This window comes from Micromonospora sp. SH-82, from assembly GCF_051132485.1.
In the GTDB taxonomy this organism is placed as follows: domain Bacteria; phylum Actinomycetota; class Actinomycetes; order Mycobacteriales; family Micromonosporaceae; genus Micromonospora.
On record NZ_CP148049.1, the window covers coordinates 1327132 to 1352598 of the forward strand.

Below are 25467 nucleotides of genomic sequence, written 5' to 3' on the forward strand. Positions count from 1 at the left end.
TGTCGTCGTTCGTGGCACCGTCAGACGCTGTTCCTGGCCTGGGAGGGCGTTGAGTGATGGGAGGACCGCTGATGAAGGACCGTACGCCGGCGAGTTGAGCCGCTGTCCACGGCAGAAGCTGCTGTTCTGCGACTGTCGTGGCGAGTCCCCGCTGACGACTTTCCGCGACGTCGATGACGCCGTAAAGATCGTCGCCGCCGCCCTCGTGCGCTCGGCTCCGCCGCTTTCCCGTTCCCGTCGAACGGCGGCCTGCTGGTCAGGTCGCCGCGACCGCCGCTGCCCGAATCCGGCCCCGTTCTTCCCGAGCTGGGTTGTTCCTTGAAACCTCCACAGTGACACCTGGTCTCTCCGCGCATGTCGAGATCCGCCCGCCCGGGCGTCACCCGGCGCGTACGCGCATGCCCACGTCGGGGCGCCCGCGATGCCGGCCGACGTCCCGACCGCCACACAGAAGTTCCTCTCATCGACTTGGAGTCCATCCTGATCACGCATCGAACCTCGCCACCGCCGCTGGCGGTCACCACACCCTCGACGTTCCACGCTGACGGATCCGGGCTTGACCTCCCGCTGCCGGTCCGGCCGGGTCTCCTGCTTCCCGTCCCGCTTCACCAGGACCCCCGAACGGACCCCCTGCCTCCTCTCACAGCCCAGGTCACCCCCGCTGTCAGCGGTCACCGCCGTGCTGCGACTGACCCTTCGGACGGGTCTCTCCCCCGGGGATCGGCGGTGGCGGATGGCTGATCCGGTACTGCGGATCCAGTCCCAGCTCACCACCCGTGACCTCGTCCTACTCGGGTGGCTCGCCGACCACGGGGTCCTTACCTCCTTCCAGATCGCCCACGCCCTGTTCCCCTCGGTCGACTACGCCCAGGAACGCCTCCGCGTCCTCTCCCAGAAGCTTCAGGTGACCGACCGGTTCCGGCCGCAGAAGCCGGACGGCGGCTCCTACCCCTATCACTACGTCCTGACCCAACTCGGCGTCGAAGTCGTCGCCGCCCAGCGCGGCGAGGAACCACCGCGTAAGGACCAGGCCCGCAGGCGGCGCTGGCATCTCACCCGACGGGCGAACCTGCCCCACCTGCTCGGCGTCAACGGCTTCTTCGCCGACCTCGCCGCCCACGCCCGCTCCCACCCCGACACCCAACTCGTGCGCTGGTGGCCGGCGAGCCGCTGCCAGCAGACCGGTGCCTTCGCCGAACCCGGCGACAGCGTCACCGCCTTCGCCCATACGCCGAGAGCCCGGCCGGACGGTCACGGCATCTGGTTCGACGGGGACCGGAAGGTGCCGTTCTTCCTGGAGTACGACACCGGCACCGAGCGCCCCCTATCCCGGCTGGTCGACAAGCTGGACGGCTACCACGAACTCGCCCACGCCACCGGCCACGTCTGGCCGGTGCTGTTCTCCCTGCACTCGGCCGCCCGGGAACGCCACCTGCACCAGCAGCTCTCCGCCGCCGGCATCCGCTACCCGGTGGCCACCACCGTGCACCACGACGACACGGATACACGCCCGGCACAGGCGGTGTGGTGGCGGCACCGCCACCCCGGCCCGCCCCTCCGCCTAGCCGACCTCGCCCCGCCCGACACCAGCGTCACGACGACATGACCGGCGCGGGTACCCACCCGCTGTCCTGAACACCGCAGACGCCGTGTCCAGAACAGCGGTCCTCTCCCCGCCACGACGTCCAGTGCTCCTGTCAGAACTGTCAGCGGCTGTCGGTCCAACTCTGCCGTCCGATGACATCCACTGACAGAACCGCCCCTCGCCTCTGACAGTTCCCGGAGCTACCGTCCGCCGCCCTACATCCGGCCGGCAGGCTCTCGGCAACTGTCAGAGACAGTGCCAGACCCGTCCAGGAAAGGAAGACGAATGAACAAAGGACTCCAACCCCAGTTGGCTTGCCTGCTTTTCGGAGGACCGTGGCTCACACGCCCCGCGAAAACGCCATCCGGAGCTATCCTGACGAACCGCACCCCGGTGCCACCACCAATAGTGGCGCGAAACCCGAACGCACCCACAGAAAGCCAAAAGAGATCCCGATGGTTATCGCGCGGATCGACACCATACCCATGACCCCGACCGACCTCGACAACGCCGCCGAAGCTCTCGCCGTCCTCCTCAACCACTTCCTCAGCGACCACCCCGACCTCACCCCGTAGCCGTCCGGACCGCCGGCGGCCCAGGTCGCCAGCGGCACCGGCCCTCTACCTCGAAGGGATCCCCACCGCATGGCAGCCACACCTTCCACCCCACCCCGACGACGCGGCCGACGTGCGCACCCCACCACCGACACCGAACGACCGGCCGGCCCCCGCCGGGTCTGCATCTACGTCCGCCGCTCCACCGACGACGAACACCAGCCCTTCTCCCTCGACGCCCAACGCGCCGCCCTCGAAAAGTACGTCTCATCCCAGCCCGGCTGGACCATCGTGGCCGAACACGAGGACGACGCCTCCGGCGCCACCACCGAACGCCCCGGACTCAAGAAGGCACTCCACGCCGCGAAAGCCGGCCTCTACGACGTCCTGCTCGTCTACCGACTCGACAGATTCAGCCGCAGCGTCACCGACCTCCTCGACCTCGTCACCATCCTCGAAACCTCGGATGTCCGATTCTCCTCCGCCACCGAACCCATCGACACCGGCGGCCCATTCGGCCGCATGATGCTCCAACTCCTCGCCGTGTTCGCCGAATTCGAACGCAACATCATCATCGACCGAGTGAAAAGTGGCATGACCGCGAAAGCCAGCAAAGGAAAATGGGCCGGCGGCACCCGCCCCTACGGCTACACCGTCGACCCCGACACCCACCACCTCGTCCCCCACCCCGACGAGGCACCCATCCTCCGGGACATCTACCGCCTCTACACCCGCGACCGTCAGGGCACCCGCGCCATCGCCACCACCCTCAACACCCGCGGCGTCCCCAACCGCACCGGCAAGAAGTGGTCCGGACACACCATCAACCGGATCCTGGACAACCCCGCCTACGTCGGGGACATCGCCTACCGTGACGTCTACGTCCCCGACGCCCATCACGCGCTCATCGACCGTGACACCTTCCAACGCGCCCAGGACATCGCCACCGCCCGAGGTGACGCCCAGACCCAACGCGCCATGTCCGACTCGGACTACTACCTCACCGGCCTGATGACATGTCCGCAGTGCGGACAGCGGTACATCGGCACGTCCGCCAACGGCCGGACACGCTGCTACCGCTACTACACCTGCTTCACCCGCACCCGGTACGGCAAACACGCCACCTGCACGGCACCCCGGCTACCCGCCGACGACCTCGACCAGATGATCATGCGAGCCCTCCACGACTTCTACGCCACCGCCGAACCCGTCCTCACCGCCACCATCGAACGCGCCCGCCTCCACCGCGACACCACCACCGCCGACCGCGCCACGGAACTCACCGCCGTCGCCAACCAGATCACCACCACCGAAGCCGCGATCGCCCGCTACCACACCGCCTTCGAGAACGGCACCATGGACGACACCACCGCCGGGCCCCGCATCCGCGACCTCCGCCACCGACTCACCCAACTCCACACCCGCCACGCCGAACTCGAAACCGACCTCACCACCCAGCCCACAGCCCCGCCACCGGGCACCATTACCCGAATCCGGGACCACCTCACCGCAATCATGACCAGCGGCACCACCGCCGAACGCAAAGCCGCCATCGAGACCCTCATCGCCGAGGTCCGACTCACCGACCAAGGCGTCGTCCCCGTCTTCAAGATCCCCACCGACACGACGATGCCCCCGCCCAACCCGGACGGGGGCACTCATGATGAACAACCACCGGTTCGCACAATGGTGCGGTCGGTGGGCCGCCAGGGACTCGAACCCTGAACCTATGGATTACCGGCGTACCGGCCGGATCGGTTCTCATCCGAGGTCGTCCGGGCGGCTGGGGTGGTTCCGGGTCGGGTTCGGTGGGTGGGGTTGCTGTACTTCGCTGCTGTACTGATCCCGGCCGAGGAACTGCCGGAAGTGGGTACGCATCTCCAGCCAGTGTCGGCGTTCGTCGCAGGGGTGGAGTCGGCCGCAGTGGCACAGGCTCAGGGTGGCTTCGGCGTGTTTGGTGAGCAGGATGTCAGCGTGGTCGACCTGGGCTTGGGCGTATTCCCGGAAGGCGGCCGAGGTGTAGAGGGCTCCCACCGGGTCACCGCCGGGTGGCGGTGGTGCCAGAGGGCTTCGGCGACGGCGTCTCTGGGGTCGATGTCTCCGGCTGCCAGGCGTTCCCGGGTGAGGGCGATCCAGGGTGGGGAGGCGGTGGTGGGTTCGCCGCAGGCAGTGCGCATCCCTTCCTGGGCGAGTTGGGCCAGGCGGCAGGGGTCGCGTTGGTTGGTGTGCCAGCAGCCGGCGATCACGCAGAAGCCGGCGCTGTCGGGTCGGTGCGCCTCCCAGAGAGCGCGGGCCAGTCGCCACAGCAGGCGGTGTTGGCATCCGGTGGGCGGTTCGACGGGTGGGTTGTCGGCATCGAAGGACATGCACCGGCGATCCCGTCGGAGGTGGGTTCGGTTCCATGGCCAGCGGTCATGTCACGGTGACATGGGACGGGTCGACCAGCGGGCACGGGTCGCTCTAGGCTGTCGGCCTGAACACCTTGGGTAGTCGGATCGCAACGCTGGGAGCTGCCACGGTGGTCTCCTCCGCGGCCACCCGCGACGCCCTCAAGCGCCTCGGCCGCACCCTCGGCCGATGACCGCAGAACGCTGCTGCTGTAACCCGGTCCGCTATCGGTCGCCGTAGTGGTAGCGGCAGGCGACGATCTCGACATCGTCCTTGGTGATCCGGTACACCAGCCGGTGTTCGCGGTCGATCCGTCGGGACCAGAAGCCGGACAGTTCTCCCCGCAGGGGCTCCGGCTTGCCGATGCCTTCGTACCCGTTGCGCATCACGTCCGCGATCAGCTCGTTGATGCGCTTGACCAGCTTGCGGTCGGTGTGGCTGAGGTACTGGCTCCACGCCGTCGGGGTGAAGACCAGCCTCATGTGGCGTTCCGCCCGGCGTCCGGGTCGGTCAGCTCCCGCTCGGCCGCGTCGCCCTGCTCAAGCTCCGCGATCGAGCGGCGCAGGGCGGCGGCGTTGCTCGGGCTGCGCAGGAGGTACTCGGTCTCCTTCATCGACTCGTACTCGGCCAGCGACACGATCACCACCGGTTCGTGGCCGGAGCGGGTCACCACCACCTCCTCGGCGTCGTTGATGACGCTGTCGAGTTCGGCGGCCAGGTTCTGCCGTAGTTGGGTGAAGTTCACGGTCCGCACGACAACCTCCAGGGCGAGTACAGAAAACCGTACCTCAGGTAGGTGGGTATCGCCTCGCACCTGCCCGACGCTGTACTTCGCTGCTGTACGGGCCGGGATCATGGCTCGGACAGCCCGCCGAAGTGGGGAAGAGTGGGCCGCCAGGGACTCGAACCCTGAACCTATGGATTAAAAGTCCACAGCTCTGCCATTGAGCTAGCGGCCCGCGCGCTCAGGCTACCGGAACTCCACCAGCGAGGCCTTCCGGCTTCCCACCGCTGAGCCCGTCGGCCCTGCCCGGGGCGGGGGTTGGGGGCGGAATCCGTGGGTACGGGACCGTTCATGCGGATCGTGGTGGTGGGGGCGAGCGGGAACTCCGGCACGGCCATTCTGCGGCGGCTGGGTCGGGAGGCGGGGGCCGAGCTGGTGGGGGTGGCCCGTCGGGTGCCGGACGAAGATGCGGGGGAGCCGTACGACAAGGTGCGGTGGCACTCCTGTGACGTGGGGGCTCCGGGCGCTGTGGAGCGGCTGACCGAGGTGTTCGCCGGGGCGGGGGCGGTGGTGCACCTGGCCTGGCAGATCCAGCCCAGCCACGACCAGCGGATGCTGCACCGGACGAATGTGGCGGGGAGCCGGGCGGTGTTCGAGGCGGTGGTCCGGGCCGGGGTGCCGTCGCTGGTGTACGCCTCGTCGGTGGGGGCGTACGCCCCGGGGCCGAAGGACCGGCCGGTCAGCGAGCGGTGGCCGGCGACGGGGGTGCCCGGGTCGTCGTACAGCCGGGACAAGGCCGAGGTGGAGGCGTTGCTGGATCGGTTGGAGCGGGAGCACCCGGGGTTGCGGGTGGTCCGGTTGCGTCCCGGTTTGATTTTCCAGGCCGCCGCCGCGACCCAGTTGACCAGGTACTTCCTCGGGCCGCTGGTGCCGGTGCGGCTGCTCCGGCACGGCCGGCTGCCGTTGGTGCCGACCCATCGTCGGCTGCGGATGCAGGCGGTGCACGCCGACGACGTGGCCGACGCGTACGCCCGATCGGTCTTCTCGGACGTCCGTGGGGCGGTGAACCTCGCCGCCGATCCGGTGTTGACCCCGGAGCTGGTGGCCCGGCACTTCCACGGGTGGACGGTGCCGGTGGCCGCCCCGGTGCTGCGGGCCGCCGCCGCGTTGAGCTGGCGGGCCCGGCTGCAACCGGTGGACGCCGGGTGGCTGGAGCTGGCGTTGAACGCACCCCTGATGTCCAGTGAGCGGGCCGAGCGGGAGTTGGGGTGGCACCCGACAGTGGATTCGGTGAGCGCGTTGAAGGAGCTGTTCACCGGGATGGCGTACCGGCGGCACACCGGGAGCCCGCCGATGTCGGGCGGGTCCGGCTTGGCGGGCCGCCCCCTCGGTGTGCTCCGGGGGCGGCTCGCCGGACAGACGAACCCCTACTGACCGCCGGTCCGGGCGGTTGTCGGGTCAGAAGTCGGCGCAGAGGTACGGGTGGGCGCGCGGGAAGATCCGGCGGAGCTGCTCGGCGGCGTCGACAGGTACCGTCCCCAGGCCGTTGAGCTGCACCTCCACCGGGTCGAGGACCCCGTAGGCGAGGGCGGAGAGCCCGGCGGCGGTCAGCGTCGCCACCGGCGTCCCCGAACCACCGGCAGCCGTCGACGAACCACCGACCGGCAACACCGGACCCTTGGCCGGGGTGACCTCCAGGGTGCCGGAGCCTCCGTCGAGGAGGTGCTCACCGGCGAGCCACCGGTCCCCGGTCAGCTCGATCCGGACCCGGCCCGGCCCGGCGGGCAGCCCGGTCAGGGCGTCGAGGGTGAGCAGGCGGGCCATCGGGGCGGCGCAGTCCGGTCCGGCGGCCTTCGCCTCGATCTGGACGTCGAGGTCGGTGAGCCAGAGTTCGGGCAGCTCGTCCGGGGGGACCCGGACGCTGGTCCGGGCCACCTGGTCGACGTGCCGGGAGAGGAACTGCAACAGCAGCGCCCGCCCGTACGCGTCGGTGGTCAGGAGTTCGTCGCCGACGAGGTCGCCGCCGTGGCCGTCGATCCGGTAGGTGAGGGTCCCGACGGTGTGTCCGTCGACCCGGGCGGCGGCCAGCCACCGGTCGTCGTCGTCGCGGAACCGGACCGCCCGGTATTCGGGGAAGACGGCGAAGCCGTGCCGGTGGTGCAGGTACCTGTCGAGGAACTCCTGGTAGGCCGGGTATCCGGCCCCGATCCGGGTCCAGGTCACCTCGCCGGGGAGGTCCGCGCGCAGCAGCGGTCCGAGGTTCGCGGGGGAGAAGGTGACGGTACGCGGGGCGGGCAGCCCGGTGTAGCCGAACCTGGCGTAGAAGGAGGGGCGGAACGGGTAGAGCGCGCTCAGTTGGTGTCCCTCGTCGCGCATCTCGTCGAGGAGCTGGTGGAGCAGGGTGCGTACGAGTCCCCGGCGTCGGGCCAGCGGGTGGGTCGTCACCCCGGCGACACCGGCCGTCGGGCGTACGGTGCCGTGCAGGTTCTGCCGCATCGGGATGGCGCTGGCGGTGGCGAGGGTCTCGCCGTCCTCCTCGGCGACCAGTGTCCGGTTTCCGGTGAGGTACGCGGGTGCTGTCGGTTGCTCGTCCGCCCGCCCGGCCGGCACCGGGGAGCGGTAGAAGGCGTACGTCAGCAGGGGGAAGCTGGTGTTCGTGTAGTCGTCTGCGGTCACCCGACGGATGGTCATCAGCTCATCAAAGCGCACCTGAGCAGGGGTGCAACTGGATTGACCAAGGTCGTGGAGTGGGCTCGGGGGACTTCGGCGGGTCAGGCGGTGGTGACGTCGGTGACCACCACCGTGACGTTGTCCGGGGCACCGGCCTGGTGGGCCAGCTTCACCAACTGCTCGCCGCAGTGCTGACGGTCGCAGTACGTCCCCAGGGCGGCGAGGATCGCCTCGTCGTCGACGTAGTCGGAGAGACCGTCGCTGCACAGCAGGAGGCGGTCCGCCTCGTACACGGTGAGGGTGCCGATCGCGGGTGGGGCGTCGGCGCCCTGGACCGCCCGGGTCACCAGGGACCGCTGGGGGTGCTGCCGGGCCTGGGCGCGGGTGAGCGCCCCCTGGTCGACGAGCGCCTGCACGAAGGTGTCGTCCCGGGTGAGCTGGGTCAGTTCGTGGTCGCGCAGCAGGTAGCACCGGGAGTCGCCGACCTGGGCCAGCACCAGCGTGTCCCCGGCGAGCAGGGCGGCGGTCAGTGTCGTACCCATGCCCTCGCGGGCCGGGTCGGCGGTGATGGCGGCCCGGATGCGCTGGTTGGCGGTGCTGACCACGGCGGCCAGGGAGTCGGCGGCCTCGGTGGGGCCGGTCGGGGGTGTCAGTTCGTCGAGGATCCGGATGACGATCTCACTGGCCAGTTCCCCGGCGGGCAGCCCGCCCATCCCGTCGGCCACTGCGACCAGGCGGTCTCCGGCGAGGGCGGAGTCCTCGTTGTTCGTCCGGACCAGGCCGACGTCGTTGATGATGGCCGAGCGGAGGATCAGCGTCATGGGGTCAAGCTTGCCAAGAACCTCGTCCGTCGTCTCCACGCACTACCGCCGTCGGTCGGTTTTTGTGGGATACCGCAGCAGAAGGCTCGCCTGGACCTCCTCGTCACCGATCGCCTCGTAGCTGTGCGGTACGTCGGATGTCCAGCGCAGATGTCCTCCTGCGGCTGCGGTGGCGGGTTCCTGCACAGGTCCGGCGCGTAACACTCCACTGAAGACGGTGACGTGTTCGGTGACCCCGTGCTGGTGTGCCGGGGAGAGCTGCCCGGGGCCGGGGGCGATCCGCAGCCGGTACAGCTCGTACGTCGCGTCGCTGTCGGTGAAGACCTCCAGGAGGGTGGCGGTGACGGCGGCGCCGCGTACCTCGGGTTCGGTGGCGGGGCCGGAGAGGACTGCGGTCAGCGGTACGCCCAACTGGGCGGTGATCGCGTAGAGCGTCTCCAGGGTGGGGTTGCGGGTGCCGTTCTCCAGCCCGGAGAGGGTCGCCTTGCCCACCCCGGCGGCGCGGGCCAGGTGGGACAGGGAGAGGCCCCGTTCCTCGCGCAGCGCGCGTACCCGTTGGCCCACCTCGTCGGCGGCGGGGTCGAGGGGCCGACGGCGCTGTGGTGGCGGCTGGTCCATGCCGCTATGGTGCTACACGGCGTCGTTCCGTAAACGGAACGGTGGTGGGGAGGGTGGTCATGGCCGGACGGACGCAGCCGCTGGTGGCCGGGGTGGTGACCGCCCTGGTCGGGTTCGCCAGCTCGTTCACAGTGGTGCTGGCCGGGTTGAAGGCGGTCGGTGCCACCGACGCCCAGGCCGCCTCCGGCCTGCTGGTGCTCTGCGTCGGCTCCGGGCTGACCGCCGCCTGGCTCGGGCTCCGACACCGGATCCCGATCAGTGTCGCCTGGTCCACCCCGGGCGCGGCGCTCCTGGTCGCCACCGGCCCGATCCCGGGCGGTTGGCCGGTGGCGGTCGGTGCCTTCCTGGTCTCCGGGGCGCTCATCGTGGCCGCCGGCCTCTTCCCGGCCCTGAGCCGGGCCGTCGAGGCCATCCCCCGGCCCATCGCGGCGGCGATGCTCGCCGGGGTCCTCCTACCGCTGTGCACCGCGCCGGTACGGGCGCTCGTCGAGGAGCCGGCCCTCGCCGCCCCCGTCGTGCTCACCTGGGTGGTCCTGCACCGGTACGCCCGACGGTGGGCGGTTCCCGCCGCGCTGGCCGTGGCGGTGGTGGCCATCGCGCTCACCGCCCCCGGGGCCGGGGCGGCCGGAGGGCTGCGGGTGTGGCCGGTGTTCGAGGTGACCGCCCCCGCCCTGACGGTCCCGGCGGTGGTCGGGCTCGCCCTGCCGCTGTTCCTGGTCACCATGGCGGCGCAGAACGTCCCCGGGATGGCGGTGCTGGTCGGCTACGGCTACCGTCCGCCCTTCGGGGCCGCGTTGCGCGCCACCGGCCTGGCCTCCCTGGCCGTCGCCCCCGCCGGTGGACACGCGGTGAACCTCGCCGCCATCAGCGCCGCCCTCGCCGCCGGCCCGGACGCCCACCCCGACCCCGACCGCCGGTGGATCGCCTCGGTGACGGCCGGAGCCGGACTGGCAGTGCTCGGACTGGGGGCCGGGCTGGCCACCGCCCTGGTCGCGCTCTCGCCCCCGGTGCTGATCGAGGCGGTCGCGGGCCTGGCCCTGCTCGCCGCCCTGGCCACCGCGATCTCGTCGGCGGTCGCCGAACCGGACTCCCGGGAGGCCGCGGTGGTCACCTTCGTCGTCACCGCCGCCGGGGTGACCCTCCTGGGTGTCGGCGGCGCCTTCTGGGGGCTGCTCGCCGGTTGGCTCATGCTCCTGCTGTTCCGCCGCCGCCCGGCACCGCCCGCCGGGCCTGACGGCTCCGGCGGGGCCGTCACGCCCGGGCAGGCCACCGCACCGGCTGTCGGAGCCGTGCAGCCGGCTGTCGGGTCGGATGCCTCGGGCGGGGTGGTCACTCCTCCGCAGGGAGGTCTGCGGCGGGAACGGTGAGCCGCACCCGGCCCTCGGCGACGGCGTCGATCCGGTCGGCGAGGACGTACACCGCCCCGGTGGGCACCAGTTCGGTGGCGACCTTGAGGTAGCCGCTGTGCAGGAGTCGCGCGGCCAGGTCGGCCGGGACGTCCGGCTCCTCGACCGCCGTCGACTCGATCAGCTCGTCGAGGCTGCTCCCCGGGTCGGCGTTCGGCGTGCCCTGCACCGTCACCGCGTTCGGGTCGCCGCGCTGGACCAGATCGACGGTGCCGATCTCGGTGCCGGTGGAGTCGACCACCCACATGCCGGTGGTGACCCGGGAGAGGGGCGCCTGCTGCTCGGTGTCCTGCTGGCTCATGCTCGGCCGGTTCCCTGTCCGGTGCGTCGCTAAACGCCGTCCGGTGCGCCTGTCCGGTGCGGTGCCGAACGCCGTCCGGTGCGCCTGTCCGGTGCGTCGACGAACGCCTGTCCGGTGCGGGGCGGAAAAGCCCGGGGTCGACCCCGTCGTCAGCTGTCGCCGGACGGCGTCGGGGCACCGGAGGGACGTGGGGACAGCTCCCGCCAGGTGTCCGTCCCGTCGAGCAGGGCACGGACCGTCTCCTCCGCCTCGTCGGGGCCGGTGTGCTCGTAGAAGCGGGACACCCCCTCGGCGCCACCGGCCCGCTGTTCCACGTACCAGTGGTCGGCGTCCACCCGGAGGAAGACGTCCCGTCGGGCGAGCCGCCCCCACTTGCCGTTCCACCAGTGCTTCCGCTGCTCCATGGGAGCACCCTATCGAACATGTGTACGAAAGGAGTCGGCCCCTGCGGGATTCCCGCAGGGGCCGATGTGCGTACGGATCCGTTCAGCGCTGGGCGGGCGGCTCCGGGTCACGCCCCAACACGTCGTCGAGCGCCCCCCGCTGCTGCGCCGGGGTGGTCCGACCGGCGGCCACCAGGGCGTCCCGGATCTCGGTGAGCAGCTTGACCTCCTCGCTGGGTGCCGCCGGGGGCGGCTCCTCACCCCGCTGCCGCCGTTCGGCCAGCTTGTTCATCGGGAACACGACCAGGAAGTAGAGCGCCGCCGCGGTGAGCACGAAGGTGATCAGCGCGTTGATGAAGCTCACCCAGTCGAACGGGACGTTGCGTACCGTCCAGGCGGCACCTTCGAACCCCTCGTCACTTCCGGTGATCAAGACGCTGACCAGTGCGATCAGCGGCTTGAGGAAGGATTCGGTCAGCTGGGTGACCACGGCTGTGAACGCGGCCCCGATGACGATGCCGACCGCCAGGTCGACGACGTTGCCGCGCATGATGAAGTCTTTGAAGCCCTTGAGCATCGATACTCCCGTGGTAACCGGTCTTCCATCGGGGGCAACCTATCCTCCCGGCGGAGGCTCCAGGTACGCACCGGCCTCCCGGGCCGCCCGGACGGGATCGCCCGCCCGGATCGCCTCGACGAGTCGGCAGTGGTCGACGTACCGGTCGGGGGTCAGCTCCTCGCCCATGGTCCGGGCGATCGTGCGACGCAGGGCGGCACCGAGCGAGGCGTACAACTCGGCGAGCATGCCGTTGTGGGCGGCGGTGACCACGGCGGTGTGCAGCGCGGCGTCGGCCTCCACGAACTCCGCCACCCGGCCGCCGTGCCACGCGGCCTCCCGGTCGGCCAGCGCCGCGTCCAACGCGGCGAGATCCTCAGCGGTACGCCGTAGCGCCGCGAGCCGTGCCGCCTCCACCTCGAAGGCCCGGCGGACCTCCACCACCTCGTCGATCCGGTCGGAGTCGATGCGTCGGGCCACCACCGGTGCCAGTTCGTCGGTGGAGACCACGTACGTGCCGGAACCCTGTCGGCACTCCAGCACCCCGGCGTGCACCAGGGCGCGGACCGCCTCCCGGACGGTGTTGCGCCCGACGCCGAGTGCGGAGACGAGCTGGGGTTCGGTCGGGATCCGACCGCCCACCGGCCACTGCCCCTCCAGGATCCGTTCCCGGAGCGAGGCGATGGTCTCGGCCACCCGACGCCCACGCGGGGGCACGGCGACGGGCGGCGTGGTGGGGGCGGCCGGCGGGGCGTCGGCGGAACCGGTCGACGGTGTCACTGGTTACACCTCCCGTCTGAAATTCATCCCATGATTGTAGGTTCGAGGTCATGACCCCGCCAACGACCGTGCCTGCCGGCCCGGACGGCGCCGCCGCGCTCGCCGCGGCGACCCTCCCCGACGTCCCCGACGCGCCGCCGGAGACCCGGACCGGTCCACCCCGCTCACCGGTCACCGGCGGGCTGTTGGTCCTGGCCGGGATGCTGCTCGTCGCGGCGAACCTGCGGGCGGCGGTGACCAGCCTCGGCGCCCTCCTCGACGAGGTCCGCACCGGCCTGGCCCTGTCCGGGGCGATGGCCGGGTTGATCACCACCCTGCCCACCATCGCCTTCGCCGGGGTCGGCGCCCTCTCCCCGTGGCTGGTCCGACGGTTCGCCCCGGCCCGGGTGCTCGTCGTCGCGATGATCGCGCTCGCCGTCGGTCAGGCGCTGCGGGTGGTCACCGACTCGGTGGTGTTCTTCGTCGTCACCAGCGCACTGGCCCTGGCCGGCATCGCCGTGGCGAACATCCTGTTGCCGATGCTCGTCAAGCAGTACTTCCCGCACCGGACCGGGGCGGTCACCGGGGCGTACACGATGGCGCTCGCCATCGGCACGACGGTGGCGAGCGCCTCGGCGGTGCCGATCGCGCACGCCTTCGGGTCCTGGCGGGCCGGGCTGGGAGTCTGGGCCGTCCTGGCCGCCCTGGCGGTGCTCCCGTGGGTGCCGCTGGCACTGCGGGCCCGGGCCGCCCGACGCGGCACCACCCGGACGTCCCCGGTGACCCGGATCCGGGTACGCCCCCAACGGACCCGCCTCGGGTGGGCGATGGCCGTGTACTTCGGGGCGCAGTCGTTGAGCGGGTACGCGGTGATGGGCTGGCTGCCACAGCTCTTCCGGGACGCCGGATTCCGGCCCCAGGACGCCGGGCTGCTACTCGCCGGGTTGACAGCGCTCGGGGTGCCGGTGGCGCTGCTGATGCCCACCCTGGCCGGTCGGATGCGGAGCCTGAACCCGTTGGTGTTCGCGCTGACCGCCGCCTCGGCGATCTCCTACCTGGGCATGGCCCTCGCCCCGCGCGGCGGGGCACTGCTCTGGGTGGCGCTGCTCGCCGTCGGGCACGGCGCGTTCCCGTTGATCCTGACCACCATCGGGCTCCGGGCCCGGACCGCCGACGGCACCGTCGCGCTCTCCGCGTTCGCGCAGAGCATCGGATACGTGATCGGTGCCCTCGGCCCGCTGCTGGTCGGGGTCTTCTACGAGGCGACCGGGGCGTGGACCGCGCCGATCGGTGTCCTGCTGGTCGCCCTGGCCGTCCAGACGGCAGCGGGTACAGCGATCGCTCGTCCCCGATTCATCGAGGACGAGCGGTGAGTGACGGGATTCAGGAGGAGGTCGGCGTGGGGTCGCCGGCCACCGCCTGCTCGACTGTCGGGTAGGTGTGCAGCACCTCGACCAGGCCGCTGACCTCCAGGATGCGCAGCACTCCGCGCTGCGGGGCGGCCAGCCTGACCACGCCGCCGGCCTCGTCACAGCTGTTCTTGGCGCGGACGAAGACGGACAGCCCGGTCGAGTCGCAGAACGACACCTCCGCCAGGTCGAACACCAGGCGGCTACGGCCCTTGTCGAGCAGGTCGGTGATCTGGTCCTGCAACTGCGGTGCCGTCGCCATGTCCAGCTCGCCCGCGACCGACACGACGACCACGTCGCCGCGCTGTTCCGTGTGCACCGTCAAGGACATTCGAAGACCTCCTGTTATCGGGGGAACGGTATCCCACCGCAGTGGGGTATGCAGAGCCGGAGCCGCGCAACGATGGCGCTGATCATTTCTTTGCCGTGCGGCAACTAGTTGACGCCGTGCCGGTGATAGAGTCCGGCCGGTCCAGGTCAAGGAGGAAACCATGGCGCTGACCGCCGAGGAGAGCAGCCGACTGATCGGCCTGCTCCGGGATCACGCCGAGCGGATCACGCAGCGGTGGACCGAGGCCGTGGCTGCCCACCTGCAGGGTCGGCTCAGCCAGGCCGAACTGCTCCGGCACGTCCAGGACCTGCACCGTAGCATGATCAACCTCGGTGATCAGGGGCTCGTCGACCTGGAGGACCAGCGCGCCGGTGAGCTGCGCGCCGAGCTGTCCGAGCTGTCCCGGGGCTGGGCCCGGCAGGGCTTCTCCGCCACCGAGACCGCTGTCGGCGTCTTCGCCCTCAAGGACGTCCTGCTCGAGGTGATGGAGATCGACAACGCCTCGGACGCACTGCGCGACTGGGTCGCCTACTCCCGGCTCATCGACCAGATGGGGCTGTTCACCTTCGAGAGCTATGTGCGGACCCGGGAAAGCCTCATCGCCGACCAGGCCGAACAGCTCCTCGAACTCTCCACCCCGGTGGTCAAGCTCTGGGAGGGCGTCGTCGCGGTGCCGCTGGTCGGCACCCTGGACTCGGCCCGCGCCCAGGTGGTGATGGAACGGCTGCTCCAGACCCTGGTCGACACCGGCTCCCCGTACGCGATCATCGACATCACCGGCGTACCGGCCGTCGACACCCAGGTCGCCCAGCACGTCCTCAAGACCGTGGTGGCCGCCCGGCTGATGGGCGCTGACTGCATCATCTCCGGCATCCGTCCGCAGATCGCGCAGACCATCGTCGCCCTCGGCATCGAGTTCGGCGACATCGCCACCAAGGCGAGCCTGGCCGACGCCCTGCGGCACGTGCTCCGGCTCACCGGGGTCGAGACCGCCCGTCGGGCGCGCAGGGAGTCCTGATGGATCGGGTACCGATCCTCAAGATCGGCGACATCCTGCTGGTCTCGATCCAGCTGGACATGTCCGACCAGACAGCCGTCCAGCTCCAGGAGGACCTGGCCGAGCGGATCGTCGCCACCGGCACCCACGGGGTGCTCATCGACATCACCGCCCTGGACATCGTCGACTCGTTCGTCGGCCGGATGCTCTCCACCATCGCCTCGATCTCCAAGGTGCTGGACGCCGAGACGGTGGTGGTCGGGATGCGGCCCGCCGTCGCCATCACCCTCGTCGAACTGGGCCTGTCCCTCAACGGCATCCGGACCGCCCTCAACGTCGAGCGCGGCATGGAACTCATCGCCGCCCGAGCCGACCGCGACTGGTTCGTCGACGACACCGGCCCCGACGGCGAGACGACGGCATCACGATGACCATCGGCGTCGACCTGGGGCAGCCGCAGACCCAGGCGGTCCGCGCCGACGAGGACGTGGTCCGGGTCCGCCAGTTGGTGCGTACCGTCGCGGTGGCGGTCAAGCTCTCCCTCGTCGACCAGACCAAACTGGTCACCGCCGCCAGTGAGCTGGCCCGCAACACCCTCGTCTACGGCGGAGGCGGCACCGTCGAGGTACGGACCGCCGACAACGGTCGGCGGCAGGGCGTACGGATCGTCTTCGCCGACTCCGGACCCGGCATCCCCGACCTGGACCTGGCCCTCACCGACGGCTACACCACCGGTGGCGGGCTCGGTCTCGGGCTCAGCGGTGCCCGACGCCTGGTGGACGAGTTCGACATCGACACCGCAGTGGGACAGGGCACCCGGATCACCGTGACCAAGTGGTCGAGGTGAACCCGGACGTGGTCCCCGACCGGGGGATCTGGTTCCGGGTGGAGAGCAGCAGCGCGGCCAGCGCGGTCCGCCGGGCCGCCGAACGCCTCGGCGACCAGCTCCGACTCGGTGACACCCGTACCGCCGACCTGGCCATCGTCGCCGCCGAGCTGACCAGCAACCTGGTCAAGCACGCCGACGAGGGCAGTCTGCTGCTGCGTCCGGTACGCAGCGCCGGGCAGGCCGGTGTGGAACTGGTGGCTGTCGACACCGGACCGGGCATGGCCGACCTGACGGTCTCCTCCCGGGACGGTCACTCCACCACCGGCACGCTCGGTATCGGCCTCGGGGCCATCGTCAGGCAGGCGAGCTGGTCCGACGGGTACTCCCGGACCGGCCGGGGCACCGTCTTCGCCGTCCAGGTCTGGCCGACGACCGCTCCGCTGCCGACCTGGGCGGACGGGATCACCCGACCGTTGAGCGGCGAATCGGTCAGCGGTGACGCGTACGCCGTCCGGGTCTTCGAAGGACGACACCAGGTGCTGGTCTGCGACGGGCTCGGCCACGGCCCGCTCGCCTCGGCCGCCAGCGACGCAGCGCTCACCGCCTTCCGGACCGCCCCGGCCGCGTCCCCGGGCGTGGTGGTGCAGCACCTGCACCGGTCGATGTCGCACACCCGGGGGGCCGCACTGGCAGTCGCCGAACTCGACCCGGAGGCCGGGACGCTCCGGTACGCCGGGCTCGGCAACATCACCGCCACCGTGGCGGTGGAGGGCGGTCGACGCCGTGGTCTGGTGTCGCTGCCCGGGATCGCCGGACACCAGCGCCCGACGGTGCGGGAGTACGACTACCCGTTCGAGCGGGGCGCCTCGTTGGTGATGCACAGCGACGGCGTGGTCGACCGTTGGTCCCTGGACGACTATCCGGGGCTGGCGTCGCGGGCCCCGACCGTGGTGGCCGCCACCCTGCTCCGCGACGCCGGGGTCCGACGCGACGACGCGTGCGTCCTGGTCGCGCGGAGCTGGTCGTGACCGACGAGGCGGGGAACGCCCTGCTGCGCCTGACCCTGCGGGTGGAGCACGACATCTTCCTGGTCCGCCAGCGGGGCCGGGAGGTGGCGGCCGCCGTCGGCCTGGACCACCAGGACCAGGTCCGGATCGCCACCGCCCTCAGCGAGGTCGCCCGGGACCTGCTCGCCTGCTGCGGCGGGGCCGACGTCACCTTCGCCACGGTGGGTCACCCGGACGGCCGGTTCTCGCTCCAGATCGACCTGGCTCCGGTCCGGCCGCTGCCCGACGGGGTCTACCAGCCGCAGTCGGGGGCGGTGGCCCGGCTGGTCGACGTCCTGAGCGTGACGACAGTTGGTGAGGTTACCGTCGTGAGAATGTCCCGACGTGCCCCTGCGAGCGCCTCCGAGCCGGACCCGCAGCGCCTCGCCGAGCTTCGCAGCGAGCTGGAACACGCTGCCCCCGGCACCGCCCTGGAGGAGCTCACCACCCAGAACGACCAGTTGATCGCCGCCCTCGACGAGGTCCGCAGCCAGCGTGACGAGCTGGCAGTGCTCAACGAGGAGCTGGAGACGACCAACCGGGGGGTGATGGCCCTCTACAACCAGCTCACCGAGGAGCTGGAGGCGACCAACCAGGGCGTGGTCGCGCTCTACGCCGAGCTGGACGAGAAGTCCGCCCAGCTGCGGGCGGCGAGCGAGTCCAAGAGCCGGTTCCTGGCCAACGTCAGCCACGAGCTGCGCGCCCCGGTCACCGCCATCATCGGGCTGGGGCGGCTGCTCGCCGACTCCGGCTCCGATCCGCTCACCACCGAGCAGACCCGACAGGTCGATCTGATCAGGTCCTCCGCGGCTGACCTGCTCTCCCTGGTCAACGAACTGCTCGACCTGGCCAAGGCGGAGTCCGGCCGGATCGAGCCGAACTGGTCCGAGGTCGACCTGCGGGTGCTCTTCGGTCAGCTCCGGGGCACGGTACGGGCGCTGGCCACCCGCCCCGAGGTGGCCCTGACGGTCGAGGAACCGCCCCAGCCGTCGGTCGTCCGAACGGATGAGGTGTTGCTGGCCCAGGTGCTGCGTAACCTGTTGCACAACGCGCTCAAGTTCACCGAGCAGGGTGAGGTACGGATGCGGGCAGAGGGGCGGGACGGCCGCTGGGAGTTGTCGGTCACCGACACCGGTGTCGGCATCGCACCGGAGCTGCACGAGCGGATCTTCGAGGAGTTCTACCAGGTCCCCGGAACCTCGCGGTTCAACGGGACAGGGCTCGGTCTGCCGTACGCCAGGCGGTTGGTGACCCTGCTCGGCGGCACCCTCGAACTGTCCAGCGAGTCGGGCCGTGGCAGCCGCTTCACGGTCGTGCTGCCCGCGGGCGGAGCGTGACGGTGGACGGCGCACCGGCGACCATCCTGGTGGTCGACGACAGCCAGACCAAGCGCTACCTCCTGGTCAGCTGGTTGACCCGGGCCGGTTTCCACGTCGTCGAGGCGGAGACCGGCACCGATGCGCTGGAACGGGTCGCCCGGGATCCGATCGACCTGGTGGTGCTCGACGTACGCCTGCCCGACCTGGACGGGTTCGAGGTCTGCGAACGGATCAAGGCCGACCACCCCGCGATGCCGGTGATCCACGTGTCGGCGCACGCCGTGGACGTGGTGGACCGGGCACGGGGGCTGACCCGGGGGGCCGACGCCTACCTGGCCGAGCCGATCGAGCCTGAGGAACTCGTCGCCACCGCCCACGCTGTCCTGCGCTACTACCAGGCACGGCAGCGGGCGGAGCTGCTCGCCGAACGGCTCACCCTCCTGGCCGACACCTCGGTCGCCGTGCACGCCGCGCCGACCTTCGCCCAGCTGCTGCAGGCGGCGGCGGCCGGTGCCGCGCGGATCTTCAAGTGCCCGGTCGCCGTGGTGGCCGAGTCCTCCGACGGCGACTGCCTGGCCGGGATCAGCGCCGGGGCGGACGCCGAGGTGTCGGTCGTCCCGTGGATCGTTGACGACACCGGCGTACCGACCGGATCCACTGTCGAGGTGGTCGGCCCCGAGCGGTGGGGGCTGGTCGAGTGGCCCGCCGGGGAGACTGTCACAGTCGCCGCGGCCCGGCTCCGTGAGGACCGCGCCCCGCTCTACGTGGTGGTGCCCACCGCCACCCAGACCCGGGGGACCCCGGTGCTGGTGCAGCTGGCCCAGGCGGTGGCGGCGGCGGTCGAGGCGCAGCGCTCCTTCGACGAGGAACACCGGATCGCCGTCACCCTGCAACGCAGCCTCCTGCCCCGCCGGATCCCCGAGATCGCGGGACTGGACCTCGCCGTGCGGTACGAGCCGGCGAGCGCCCAGACCGAGGTCGGCGGCGACTTCTACGAGCTGGTGATGCTCGACGGGCACCTCCTGATGGCCATCGGTGACGTCTCCGGGCACTCCCTGCACGCGGCGACGGTGATGGCCGAGCTGCGTCACGCGGTGCGGGCGTACGCGGTGGAGGGGCACCAGCCGAGCCAGATCCTGCACCTGGTCAACGAGTTGATGCGGGAGCTGCTCCCGGCCGAGTTGGCCACCCTCTGCATCCTGCTGCTGCACCCGGGGACCGGTCGGGTCCGGCTGGCCAGCGCCGGGCACCTGCCGGCCCTGATCAGCCTCGACGGCAAGGTCGACTACGTCGAGCACTCCGCCCCGCTGCTCGGGGTCCGTGCCCCCCGCCCCGACGACCTGGAGTTCGACCTGCCCCGGGGGTCGACGCTGGTGCTCTACACCGACGGGCTGATCGAACGCCGGGACGCCACCATCGACGAGGGGATGGCCGCCCTCGCCGCCGCCGCGACGGTCGTCGACGACGACCTGGACGCCTTCTGTCAGCGCCTCCTGGTCGAGCTGGCCCCGCCGGAGATCCACGACGACGTCGCAGTCGTGGCCCTGCGCCGCCGCTGACCCGCTACCGCCCTGCGCCGAGCGCTCGGCATTCGACCGCCTTCGTTGCCTTGCCGGGCGGCATTCTGCCTGGTCACTGTGACTATAGGTGCGTGACCGAACTCTTCGTGTGAGATTGCCGTCCGGTCTGATGCGTTTTTTCGGGGTTCTGGATGAACCGATCGGGTAGCCATCCGTAGTGATGCTGTCACCAGGAGATTCGCCACCGCGTCGGTGGTGGCTGGCTGGTGACCGCCGTTCGGGGCCACCGAGGGCGTCGACCTGACGAGGAGCATCAGTGCAGAACACGCGTTTCACCGCCGAGCCGGACACCATGGACTCGGGCAACCCGCCTCTCCGTCATGGGGAGACCTTCCCTCGACGAGCGGGGTCGGGGGACTCTGAGCAGTCGACGGATCCGACCATGATGCAGAGCTTGCCGGATATGAGGTTCGCGGCGGATCCCCGCGGTCTGCATCGTCGTGACGGATCAAGTGGCGTCGTGCCGGATCTGCCCTCACTCGCGGCCGTTGCCGCGTCGTCGTATCAAGCCGATCCCACGCCCGGCCTGAAGCGACGGAAGACCTTCTTTATGCCAGGGGAGGAAGCCCTATACGGGTACGACGGCGAGGAGCTTCAGCGCGCTGCGACGAGACAGGGCATGGTCACCCCCGGGGGGGCGCCGGTCCGCCGCGACAGCCGGCCCGTCGAGGTGCCCCCGACCCGCCGACCGTCCGGAGAGGAGCTCGACACCAGCGCCTGGCAGGCGGGCTTCAAGAACTTCGCCGATTTCAAGGCGAAGGTCAGCCAGTATCTTCCGTCGAAGCCGGCCAGGATCGAGACGGGCGGCAACGTGCTCGCCACCATCGGGGCACTTGTCGACAACAAGCCGATGCAGGTGGCCGGCACGGCCCTGACGGGGGCGACGGCCCTGGACGGGCTCTACAAGGCATGGCGAGCGGAAGACAAGGAGCGGATGGCGCTCAACGCCGGCCACCTCGGCGTGATGGGGGTCAACGTCTTGAACATCTTCGAAGAACACAAGGGGGTGGCAGCGGCGGCCGGCCTCGCCACCGTGGCCGTGAACAGCTACGAGGGATATCTCGACAAGAAGGAGCAGGCCAAGGCGGCGGCGATGCTGAACGACGTGGAGATGGCGCTGAATCCCGTTCGACGGGACTCGGGCCCGTCGGGGTCGGCGACTGCGGCGGCCGCCGGGACCTCCACGGGGATGCAGCGCCAGGCTGGGCCGCGTCCCTGACCGTCCGGGTATCCCCGTGAGGTCAGGCCTCGCTCCATCCGTGGCCGACACCTCATCCCGGGTGGACACCGCCGGGCGCAGCCCGGCGGTGTCCGTGGTCCCGAGCAGTGGATCGGCGTCGGTGGGGAGTAGCTTGCCCGCAAAGACGGTCCCCTACTTCGCGGCGAGCCGGTCCAGGGTCCAGGCGTTGACGAACGCCTCCTCCTTCCAGGCGTCGTACCGGCCGCTGGGGCCGCCGTGACCGGCCCCCATCTCGGTCTTGAGCAGGTAGTCGCCCTGCGGGGCGGTGGCCCGCAGTCGGGCGATCCACTTGGCGGGCTCGTGGTAGAAGACCCGGGTGTCGTTGAGGCTGGTCACCGCCAGGATCGGGGGATAGTCCACCGAGGCGACGTTCTCGTACGGCGTGTACGACTTCATGTACGCGTACACCTCGGGGTCGGCCAGCGGGTTGCCCCACTCCTCCCACTCGGTCACCGTCAACGGCAGCGAGGGGTCGAGGATCGTGTTCAGCGCGTCCACGAACGGCACCTGGGCGACGATCCCGGCGAACGCGTCCGGGGCCAGGTTGGCCACCGCCCCCATCAGCAGGCCGCCGGCCGAGCCGCCCCTGGCCACCAGCCGGTCGGTGCTCGTCCACCCGGCCCCGACCAGGTGCCGGGCACAGGCGACGAAGTCGGTGAAGGTGTTCCGCTTGGCCAGGAGCTTGCCCTCCTCGTACCAGCGGCGGCCCAGTTCACCCCCGCCCCGGATGTGCGCGACGGCGAAGACGACCCCCCGGTCCAGCAGGGAGAGCCGGGTGATCGAGAACCAGGGATCCATGCTCGCCTCGTACGAGCCGTACCCGTAGACGACGCACGGGGCGGAGCCGTCCCGTGGGGTACCCGCCTTGCAGACCAGGGAGATCGGGATCCGGGTGCCGTCGTCGGCGACCGCCCAGTCGCGGTGCTGCTCGTACGCGGCCGGGTCGAACTCCCGTCCGTCCGGGCCGGGACGGACCGGCTTGCGTCGACGCAGCACCGTCGCCCGGGTGACCAGGTCGTAGTCGTAGACGGAGTCCGGGGTGACCAGCGAGGAGTAGCGCAGCCTGACGCTGCCGGTGCGGTACTCCGGGTTGCTGTCCAGCCCGACGCTGTAGATCGGCTCCGGGAAGTCGATGTCGTACGAGTCGGAGGTGCCCGCCGGGAGCACCCGGAGCCCGGTCAGTCCGTTGCTGCGCAACGAGACCACCAGGTGGTTGTCGAACGCGTCGACCGACTCCAGTCGGGTGCCGGGGGTGTGCTCGATCAGCGGCGTCCAGTCGCCCGGCGCGTCCGCCGAGGTGTACGCCAGGGCGAAGTCCTCAGCCCCGTCGTTGTGCAGGATCAGGAACCGGTGCCCGTGGTGCTCGACCGAGTACTCGACGCCCTGTCGGCGCGGGGCGACGACGGCCGGCTCGCCGGTCGGGTTCCCCGCCGGGATCACCAGCACCTCACTGGTGATCTTGCTGTGGATGTCGATCAGGACGAACCGCTCCGAGCGGGTCAGCTCGACCCCCACCCAGAACCGTTCGTCGGCCTCGGCGTGGACCACCACGTCCTGGTCGGCAGGGGTGCCGATCACGTGCCGCCAGACCCGGTCCGGCCGCCACGCCTCGTCCACCGTGACGTAGAACAGCACCGAGGCGTCCGCCGACCAGGCCGTGCCGTAGAAGGTGCCGGGGATCTCGTCGGCGAGCACCTCGCCGGTGGCCAGGTCCTTCACCCGCAGGGTGAACCGCTCGTCCCCGGAGAAGTCCGTGGAGTACGCCAGCCACCGGCCGTCCGGGCTGACGTCGAAGGCCCCGAGGGCGAAGAAGTCCTGCCCCTCGGCGAGGACGTTGCCGTCGAGCAGCACCTCCTCACCGTCGAGCGGGGCGCCGTCGACGCTCACCGGCGGTTCGGTCTCGCCGTCGCGGACCGCCCGGCGGCACTGCACGCCGTACTGCTGACCCTCGACGGTGCGGGTGTAGTACCAGTGGCCGCCCTTGCGGGTGGGCACCGACAGGTCGGTCTCCTGGGTCCGCAGGCGGGTCTCCTCGAACAGTTCCGTCCGTAGCCCGTCCAGGTGGGCGGTGCGCGCCTCGGCGAAGGCGTTCTCGGCCTTCAGGTAGGCGACGGTGTCCGGGTCGTCCTTGGCGGTGAGCCAGGCGTACTCGTCGACGACGGTGTCGCCGTGGTGGGTGCGTTCGGTGGGTACCCGCTTGGCGACGGGTACGGGGATCTCGGTGGTCACGGCGTCACGTTACCGGCCGGTCCCACCGGTTTCCGCGCACGACGGCCACCGGCGGGTGACTCCCCGATCACGGTCGGCAGTCGTCGGGTGTCCGACGATCCGTCGTCCGATTCCGGATCACCGGGGGTTCTGCCGCCGGTTGCGGGGTCGCGCCGGGGGCATCGATCGGTCACAGTGGACGACGGTGGTGGTGTGACGTGAACCCAGTGGGGGTGCTTTCAGTCATGAGATCGATACGGTTCGTCATCAACCTTCGTACACCTGTACGATGACCGGCATGTCGGGAGCAACGAGTTCGTCGATGGGGCGGTCGCTGTCCGCGAAGGTGGCCGATCGGCTCGGGGACATCTGCGGTCAGTCCTTCGCCCGCCTTGCCGGGGCGGCGGACGAGGTCGCGGGCGGGTTGGGCCACTGGGTGGCGGCACCCGGTGACGTGTCGGCGGCGACGGAGGTCCTCCGCCTCGCCGCCGAGTGTGAACTGAGCGTGGTGCCGCGCGGCGCCGGAACCAAAATCGACTGGGGATCCACTCCGGCCCGGGTCGACATCGTGTTGGACACCGGCCGGCTCGCCGGTTTCGGTCATCATCGTGAAAACCCCTCGGAGATCGAGGTCGGTGCGGGCACCCCGTTCCGCTCGATCCAGGACCGGTTGGCCCGGACCGGCCAACGGCTGTCGTTCGATCCGCCGTCGACGGGTGCCACCCTCGGCGGGGTGCTCGCCGCCGGCGAGGCCGGTCCGCTCCGGCTGCGCTACGGCGGCCCCGCCGACCAGGTGACCGAGCTGCGTCACCTCAACCCGGACGGGGTCCTGCGGGTCGTCCGCACCGACGTCGGCGGCCCTGGGCGCGGAGCACACCGCTCCCGTCCGACGACCACCAACCTGCCGCCCGACGTCCGCGTCGACTCCGCCTGGTCGAACGCCGACACCGGTGGGTGGCCGACCGACGCCGGTGAACAGTTGGGCCTGCTCTGCGGTTCCAACGGCGGGCTCGGGCTGGTGGTGCAGGCCACCCTGCGGACCCAACCCCTTCCGGAGACCCAGATCTACGTCGCCCGGCCGGTGGCCAACCCCCTTGAGGTGTCCGACCTGGTCGGTGAGGTGCGGGCCGCAGACGTGGGAGAGTCGGCGATCGAGCTGGACCTGGCCGGCGGCGCGGAGCTGAGCCAGTTCGTCAACGCCGAACACCCCTCGGTGGCCGGTCGGACCGTCCTCGGCGCGGGCAGCCTGGTGGTGCTGGTCGAGGGGGAGCGGGCCGACGTCGACGACCGGGTGCGGAGACTGCGCCGGGTCCTGGGCGGCCGGGTGACGACGAGCCCGACCGCGCCGCGCTGGTGGGGGCGGTACCCCTTCGGCGCCGGCGACGTGGTGTTGCGGATCGAAGCCGAGCCCCGACACCTGAGTTCCGCGATGTACGCCTTCGTCGACCACCTGCGGACCCCGGTGCCGATCCGGGGATCGGTGGCCGCCGGGGTGGTGTACGCCGTCCTACCGAGCCCCTTCGTCGCCGCCGAACGGGTGGTCTCGGTCGTCGAGGTGCTCCGTCGGTTGCTCCTGCTGCGGGAGGGCACGTGCGTGGTGGTGGCGGCACCGTCCGGAATCCGTGAGCTGGTCGACCTGTGGGGCGGCCTGCCCGGCCTGTCCCGGCTCGGCGAGATCAAGGAGCGGATCGACCCGGCCCGCCGACTCGCCCCCGGTCGTCTGCCCGGCGGCCACTGACCCGG

25 protein-coding genes, 1 tRNA gene and 1 pseudogene are annotated in these 25467 nt (G+C 71.0%); 13 read left to right on the forward strand and 14 right to left on the reverse strand.

The annotated features are described in order from the left end of the window. Nucleotides 1-733: 733 nt before the first annotated feature. The gene (locus WHN02_RS06190) at nucleotides 734-1606 is read left to right on the forward strand and encodes a replication-relaxation family protein (protein WP_434742461.1); all 873 of its coding nucleotides are present in this window, start codon (nucleotides 734-736) and stop codon (nucleotides 1604-1606) included. Between the two features lie 623 nt (nucleotides 1607-2229). Beyond that, nucleotides 2230-3864: a recombinase family protein gene (locus WHN02_RS06195; protein ID WP_434742462.1), complete on the forward strand. Its 1635-nt coding sequence runs from the start codon at nucleotides 2230-2232 to the stop codon at nucleotides 3862-3864. A 36-nt stretch (nucleotides 3865-3900) separates the two neighbouring features. Here WHN02_RS06195 and WHN02_RS06200 read toward each other — a convergent pair whose 3' ends face one another. From WHN02_RS06200 to WHN02_RS06220, 5 genes and pseudogenes are all read right to left on the reverse strand, one after another. Continuing rightward, nucleotides 3901-4173, reverse strand: coding sequence for a hypothetical protein (locus WHN02_RS06200; RefSeq protein WP_434742463.1), 273 nt, complete (start codon nucleotides 4171-4173; stop codon nucleotides 3901-3903). Between the two features lie 14 nt (nucleotides 4174-4187). Then, nucleotides 4188-4505: pseudogene (locus tag WHN02_RS06205) on the reverse strand (hypothetical protein); the annotation flags it as partial. 246 nt (nucleotides 4506-4751) lie between these two features. Then, nucleotides 4752-5009, reverse strand: a complete 258-nt coding sequence (locus tag WHN02_RS06210; RefSeq protein ID WP_434742464.1) for a Txe/YoeB family addiction module toxin — start codon at nucleotides 5007-5009, stop codon at nucleotides 4752-4754. Continuing rightward, a complete protein-coding gene (locus WHN02_RS06215; protein ID WP_434742465.1) occupies nucleotides 5006-5281 on the reverse strand; it encodes a type II toxin-antitoxin system Phd/YefM family antitoxin in 276 nt (91 codons plus the stop codon). The genes WHN02_RS06210 and WHN02_RS06215 overlap by 4 nt, the downstream gene beginning before the upstream one ends. A gap of 133 nt (nucleotides 5282-5414) precedes the next feature. Then, nucleotides 5415-5486 (reverse strand) — tRNA-Lys (locus tag WHN02_RS06220). A 116-nt stretch (nucleotides 5487-5602) separates the two neighbouring features. On the opposite strand from WHN02_RS06220, the gene WHN02_RS06225 reads away from it, so the two are divergent. Continuing rightward, nucleotides 5603-6685 (forward strand): NAD-dependent epimerase/dehydratase family protein, encoded by a 1083-nt coding sequence (locus tag WHN02_RS06225; protein ID WP_434743838.1) that lies wholly within the window; start codon nucleotides 5603-5605, stop codon nucleotides 6683-6685. Nucleotides 6686-6709: 24 nt separating this feature from the next. On the opposite strand, the gene WHN02_RS06230 is transcribed toward WHN02_RS06225, so the two are convergent. From WHN02_RS06230 to WHN02_RS06240, 3 genes are all read right to left on the reverse strand, one after another. Beyond that, nucleotides 6710-7927 (reverse strand): GNAT family N-acetyltransferase, encoded by a 1218-nt coding sequence (locus WHN02_RS06230; RefSeq protein WP_434742466.1) that lies wholly within the window; start codon nucleotides 7925-7927, stop codon nucleotides 6710-6712. 95 nt (nucleotides 7928-8022) lie between these two features. Continuing rightward, nucleotides 8023-8742 carry a PP2C family protein-serine/threonine phosphatase gene (locus WHN02_RS06235; RefSeq protein ID WP_434742467.1) on the reverse strand — a complete coding sequence of 240 codons (720 nt, stop codon included), beginning with the start codon at nucleotides 8740-8742 and terminating at the stop codon, nucleotides 8023-8025. Between the two features lie 42 nt (nucleotides 8743-8784). Continuing rightward, complete coding sequence (locus WHN02_RS06240) at nucleotides 8785-9360, reverse strand: helix-turn-helix domain-containing protein (RefSeq protein WP_434742468.1); 576 nt, start codon at nucleotides 9358-9360, stop codon at nucleotides 8785-8787. 59 nt (nucleotides 9361-9419) lie between these two features. On the opposite strand from WHN02_RS06240, the gene WHN02_RS06245 reads away from it, so the two are divergent. Continuing rightward, nucleotides 9420-10727, forward strand: coding sequence for a benzoate/H(+) symporter BenE family transporter (locus WHN02_RS06245; protein ID WP_434742469.1), 1308 nt, complete (start codon nucleotides 9420-9422; stop codon nucleotides 10725-10727). On the opposite strand, the gene WHN02_RS06250 is transcribed toward WHN02_RS06245, so the two are convergent. The 4 genes from WHN02_RS06250 to WHN02_RS06265 form a co-directional block, all read right to left on the reverse strand. Then, the gene (locus WHN02_RS06250; RefSeq protein ID WP_434742470.1) at nucleotides 10690-11067 is read right to left on the reverse strand and encodes a hypothetical protein; all 378 of its coding nucleotides are present in this window, start codon (nucleotides 11065-11067) and stop codon (nucleotides 10690-10692) included. The two genes, WHN02_RS06245 and WHN02_RS06250, sit on opposite strands and share 38 nt — an antisense overlap. Nucleotides 11068-11216: 149 nt before the next feature. Next, nucleotides 11217-11471: a hypothetical protein gene (locus WHN02_RS06255; RefSeq protein WP_434742471.1), complete on the reverse strand. Its 255-nt coding sequence runs from the start codon at nucleotides 11469-11471 to the stop codon at nucleotides 11217-11219. 82 nt (nucleotides 11472-11553) lie between these two features. Then, entirely contained in the window at nucleotides 11554-12027 is a 474-nt protein-coding gene (mscL, locus tag WHN02_RS06260) for a large conductance mechanosensitive channel protein MscL (protein WP_434742472.1), read from the reverse strand. 39 nt (nucleotides 12028-12066) lie between these two features. Further along, entirely contained in the window at nucleotides 12067-12786 is a 720-nt protein-coding gene (locus tag WHN02_RS06265; RefSeq protein ID WP_434742473.1) for a FadR/GntR family transcriptional regulator, read from the reverse strand. A gap of 50 nt (nucleotides 12787-12836) precedes the next feature. On the opposite strand from WHN02_RS06265, the gene WHN02_RS06270 reads away from it, so the two are divergent. Continuing rightward, nucleotides 12837-14138: an MFS transporter gene (locus WHN02_RS06270; RefSeq protein WP_434742474.1), complete on the forward strand. Its 1302-nt coding sequence runs from the start codon at nucleotides 12837-12839 to the stop codon at nucleotides 14136-14138. Between the two features lie 10 nt (nucleotides 14139-14148). Here WHN02_RS06270 and WHN02_RS06275 read toward each other — a convergent pair whose 3' ends face one another. Beyond that, nucleotides 14149-14505 (reverse strand): STAS domain-containing protein, encoded by a 357-nt coding sequence (locus WHN02_RS06275; RefSeq protein WP_350898005.1) that lies wholly within the window; start codon nucleotides 14503-14505, stop codon nucleotides 14149-14151. A 160-nt stretch (nucleotides 14506-14665) separates the two neighbouring features. Between WHN02_RS06275 and WHN02_RS06280 the strand changes: the two genes are divergently transcribed. From WHN02_RS06280 to WHN02_RS06310, 7 genes are all read left to right on the forward strand, one after another. Further along, on the forward strand, nucleotides 14666-15523 hold the full coding sequence (locus WHN02_RS06280) for an STAS domain-containing protein (RefSeq protein ID WP_434742475.1): 858 nt from the start codon (nucleotides 14666-14668) through the stop codon (nucleotides 15521-15523). Beyond that, nucleotides 15523-15933: an STAS domain-containing protein gene (locus tag WHN02_RS06285; protein ID WP_434742476.1), complete on the forward strand. Its 411-nt coding sequence runs from the start codon at nucleotides 15523-15525 to the stop codon at nucleotides 15931-15933. The genes WHN02_RS06280 and WHN02_RS06285 overlap by 1 nt, the downstream gene beginning before the upstream one ends. Continuing rightward, nucleotides 15930-16349, forward strand: coding sequence for an ATP-binding protein (locus WHN02_RS06290; RefSeq protein WP_434742477.1), 420 nt, complete (start codon nucleotides 15930-15932; stop codon nucleotides 16347-16349). Before WHN02_RS06285 ends, WHN02_RS06290 begins: the two co-directional genes overlap by 4 nt. Continuing rightward, nucleotides 16346-17359, forward strand: a complete 1014-nt coding sequence (locus WHN02_RS06295; protein WP_434743839.1) for a SpoIIE family protein phosphatase — start codon at nucleotides 16346-16348, stop codon at nucleotides 17357-17359. The genes WHN02_RS06290 and WHN02_RS06295 overlap by 4 nt, the downstream gene beginning before the upstream one ends. Continuing rightward, on the forward strand, nucleotides 17356-18714 hold the full coding sequence (locus WHN02_RS06300; protein WP_434742478.1) for a sensor histidine kinase: 1359 nt from the start codon (nucleotides 17356-17358) through the stop codon (nucleotides 18712-18714). Before WHN02_RS06295 ends, WHN02_RS06300 begins: the two co-directional genes overlap by 4 nt. A 2-nt stretch (nucleotides 18715-18716) precedes the next feature. Beyond that, nucleotides 18717-20255, forward strand: coding sequence for a SpoIIE family protein phosphatase (locus tag WHN02_RS06305; RefSeq protein ID WP_434742479.1), 1539 nt, complete (start codon nucleotides 18717-18719; stop codon nucleotides 20253-20255). A 277-nt stretch (nucleotides 20256-20532) separates the two neighbouring features. After that, nucleotides 20533-21495, forward strand: a complete 963-nt coding sequence (locus WHN02_RS06310) for a hypothetical protein (RefSeq protein ID WP_434742480.1) — start codon at nucleotides 20533-20535, stop codon at nucleotides 21493-21495. A 153-nt stretch (nucleotides 21496-21648) separates the two neighbouring features. On the opposite strand, the gene WHN02_RS06315 is transcribed toward WHN02_RS06310, so the two are convergent. After that, the gene (locus WHN02_RS06315; RefSeq protein WP_434742481.1) at nucleotides 21649-23745 is read right to left on the reverse strand and encodes a S9 family peptidase; all 2097 of its coding nucleotides are present in this window, start codon (nucleotides 23743-23745) and stop codon (nucleotides 21649-21651) included. A 277-nt stretch (nucleotides 23746-24022) separates the two neighbouring features. Between WHN02_RS06315 and WHN02_RS06320 the strand changes: the two genes are divergently transcribed. Further along, nucleotides 24023-25462 (forward strand): FAD-binding oxidoreductase, encoded by a 1440-nt coding sequence (locus WHN02_RS06320; RefSeq protein WP_434742482.1) that lies wholly within the window; start codon nucleotides 24023-24025, stop codon nucleotides 25460-25462. The last annotated feature ends 5 nt before the right edge of the window (nucleotides 25463-25467 follow it).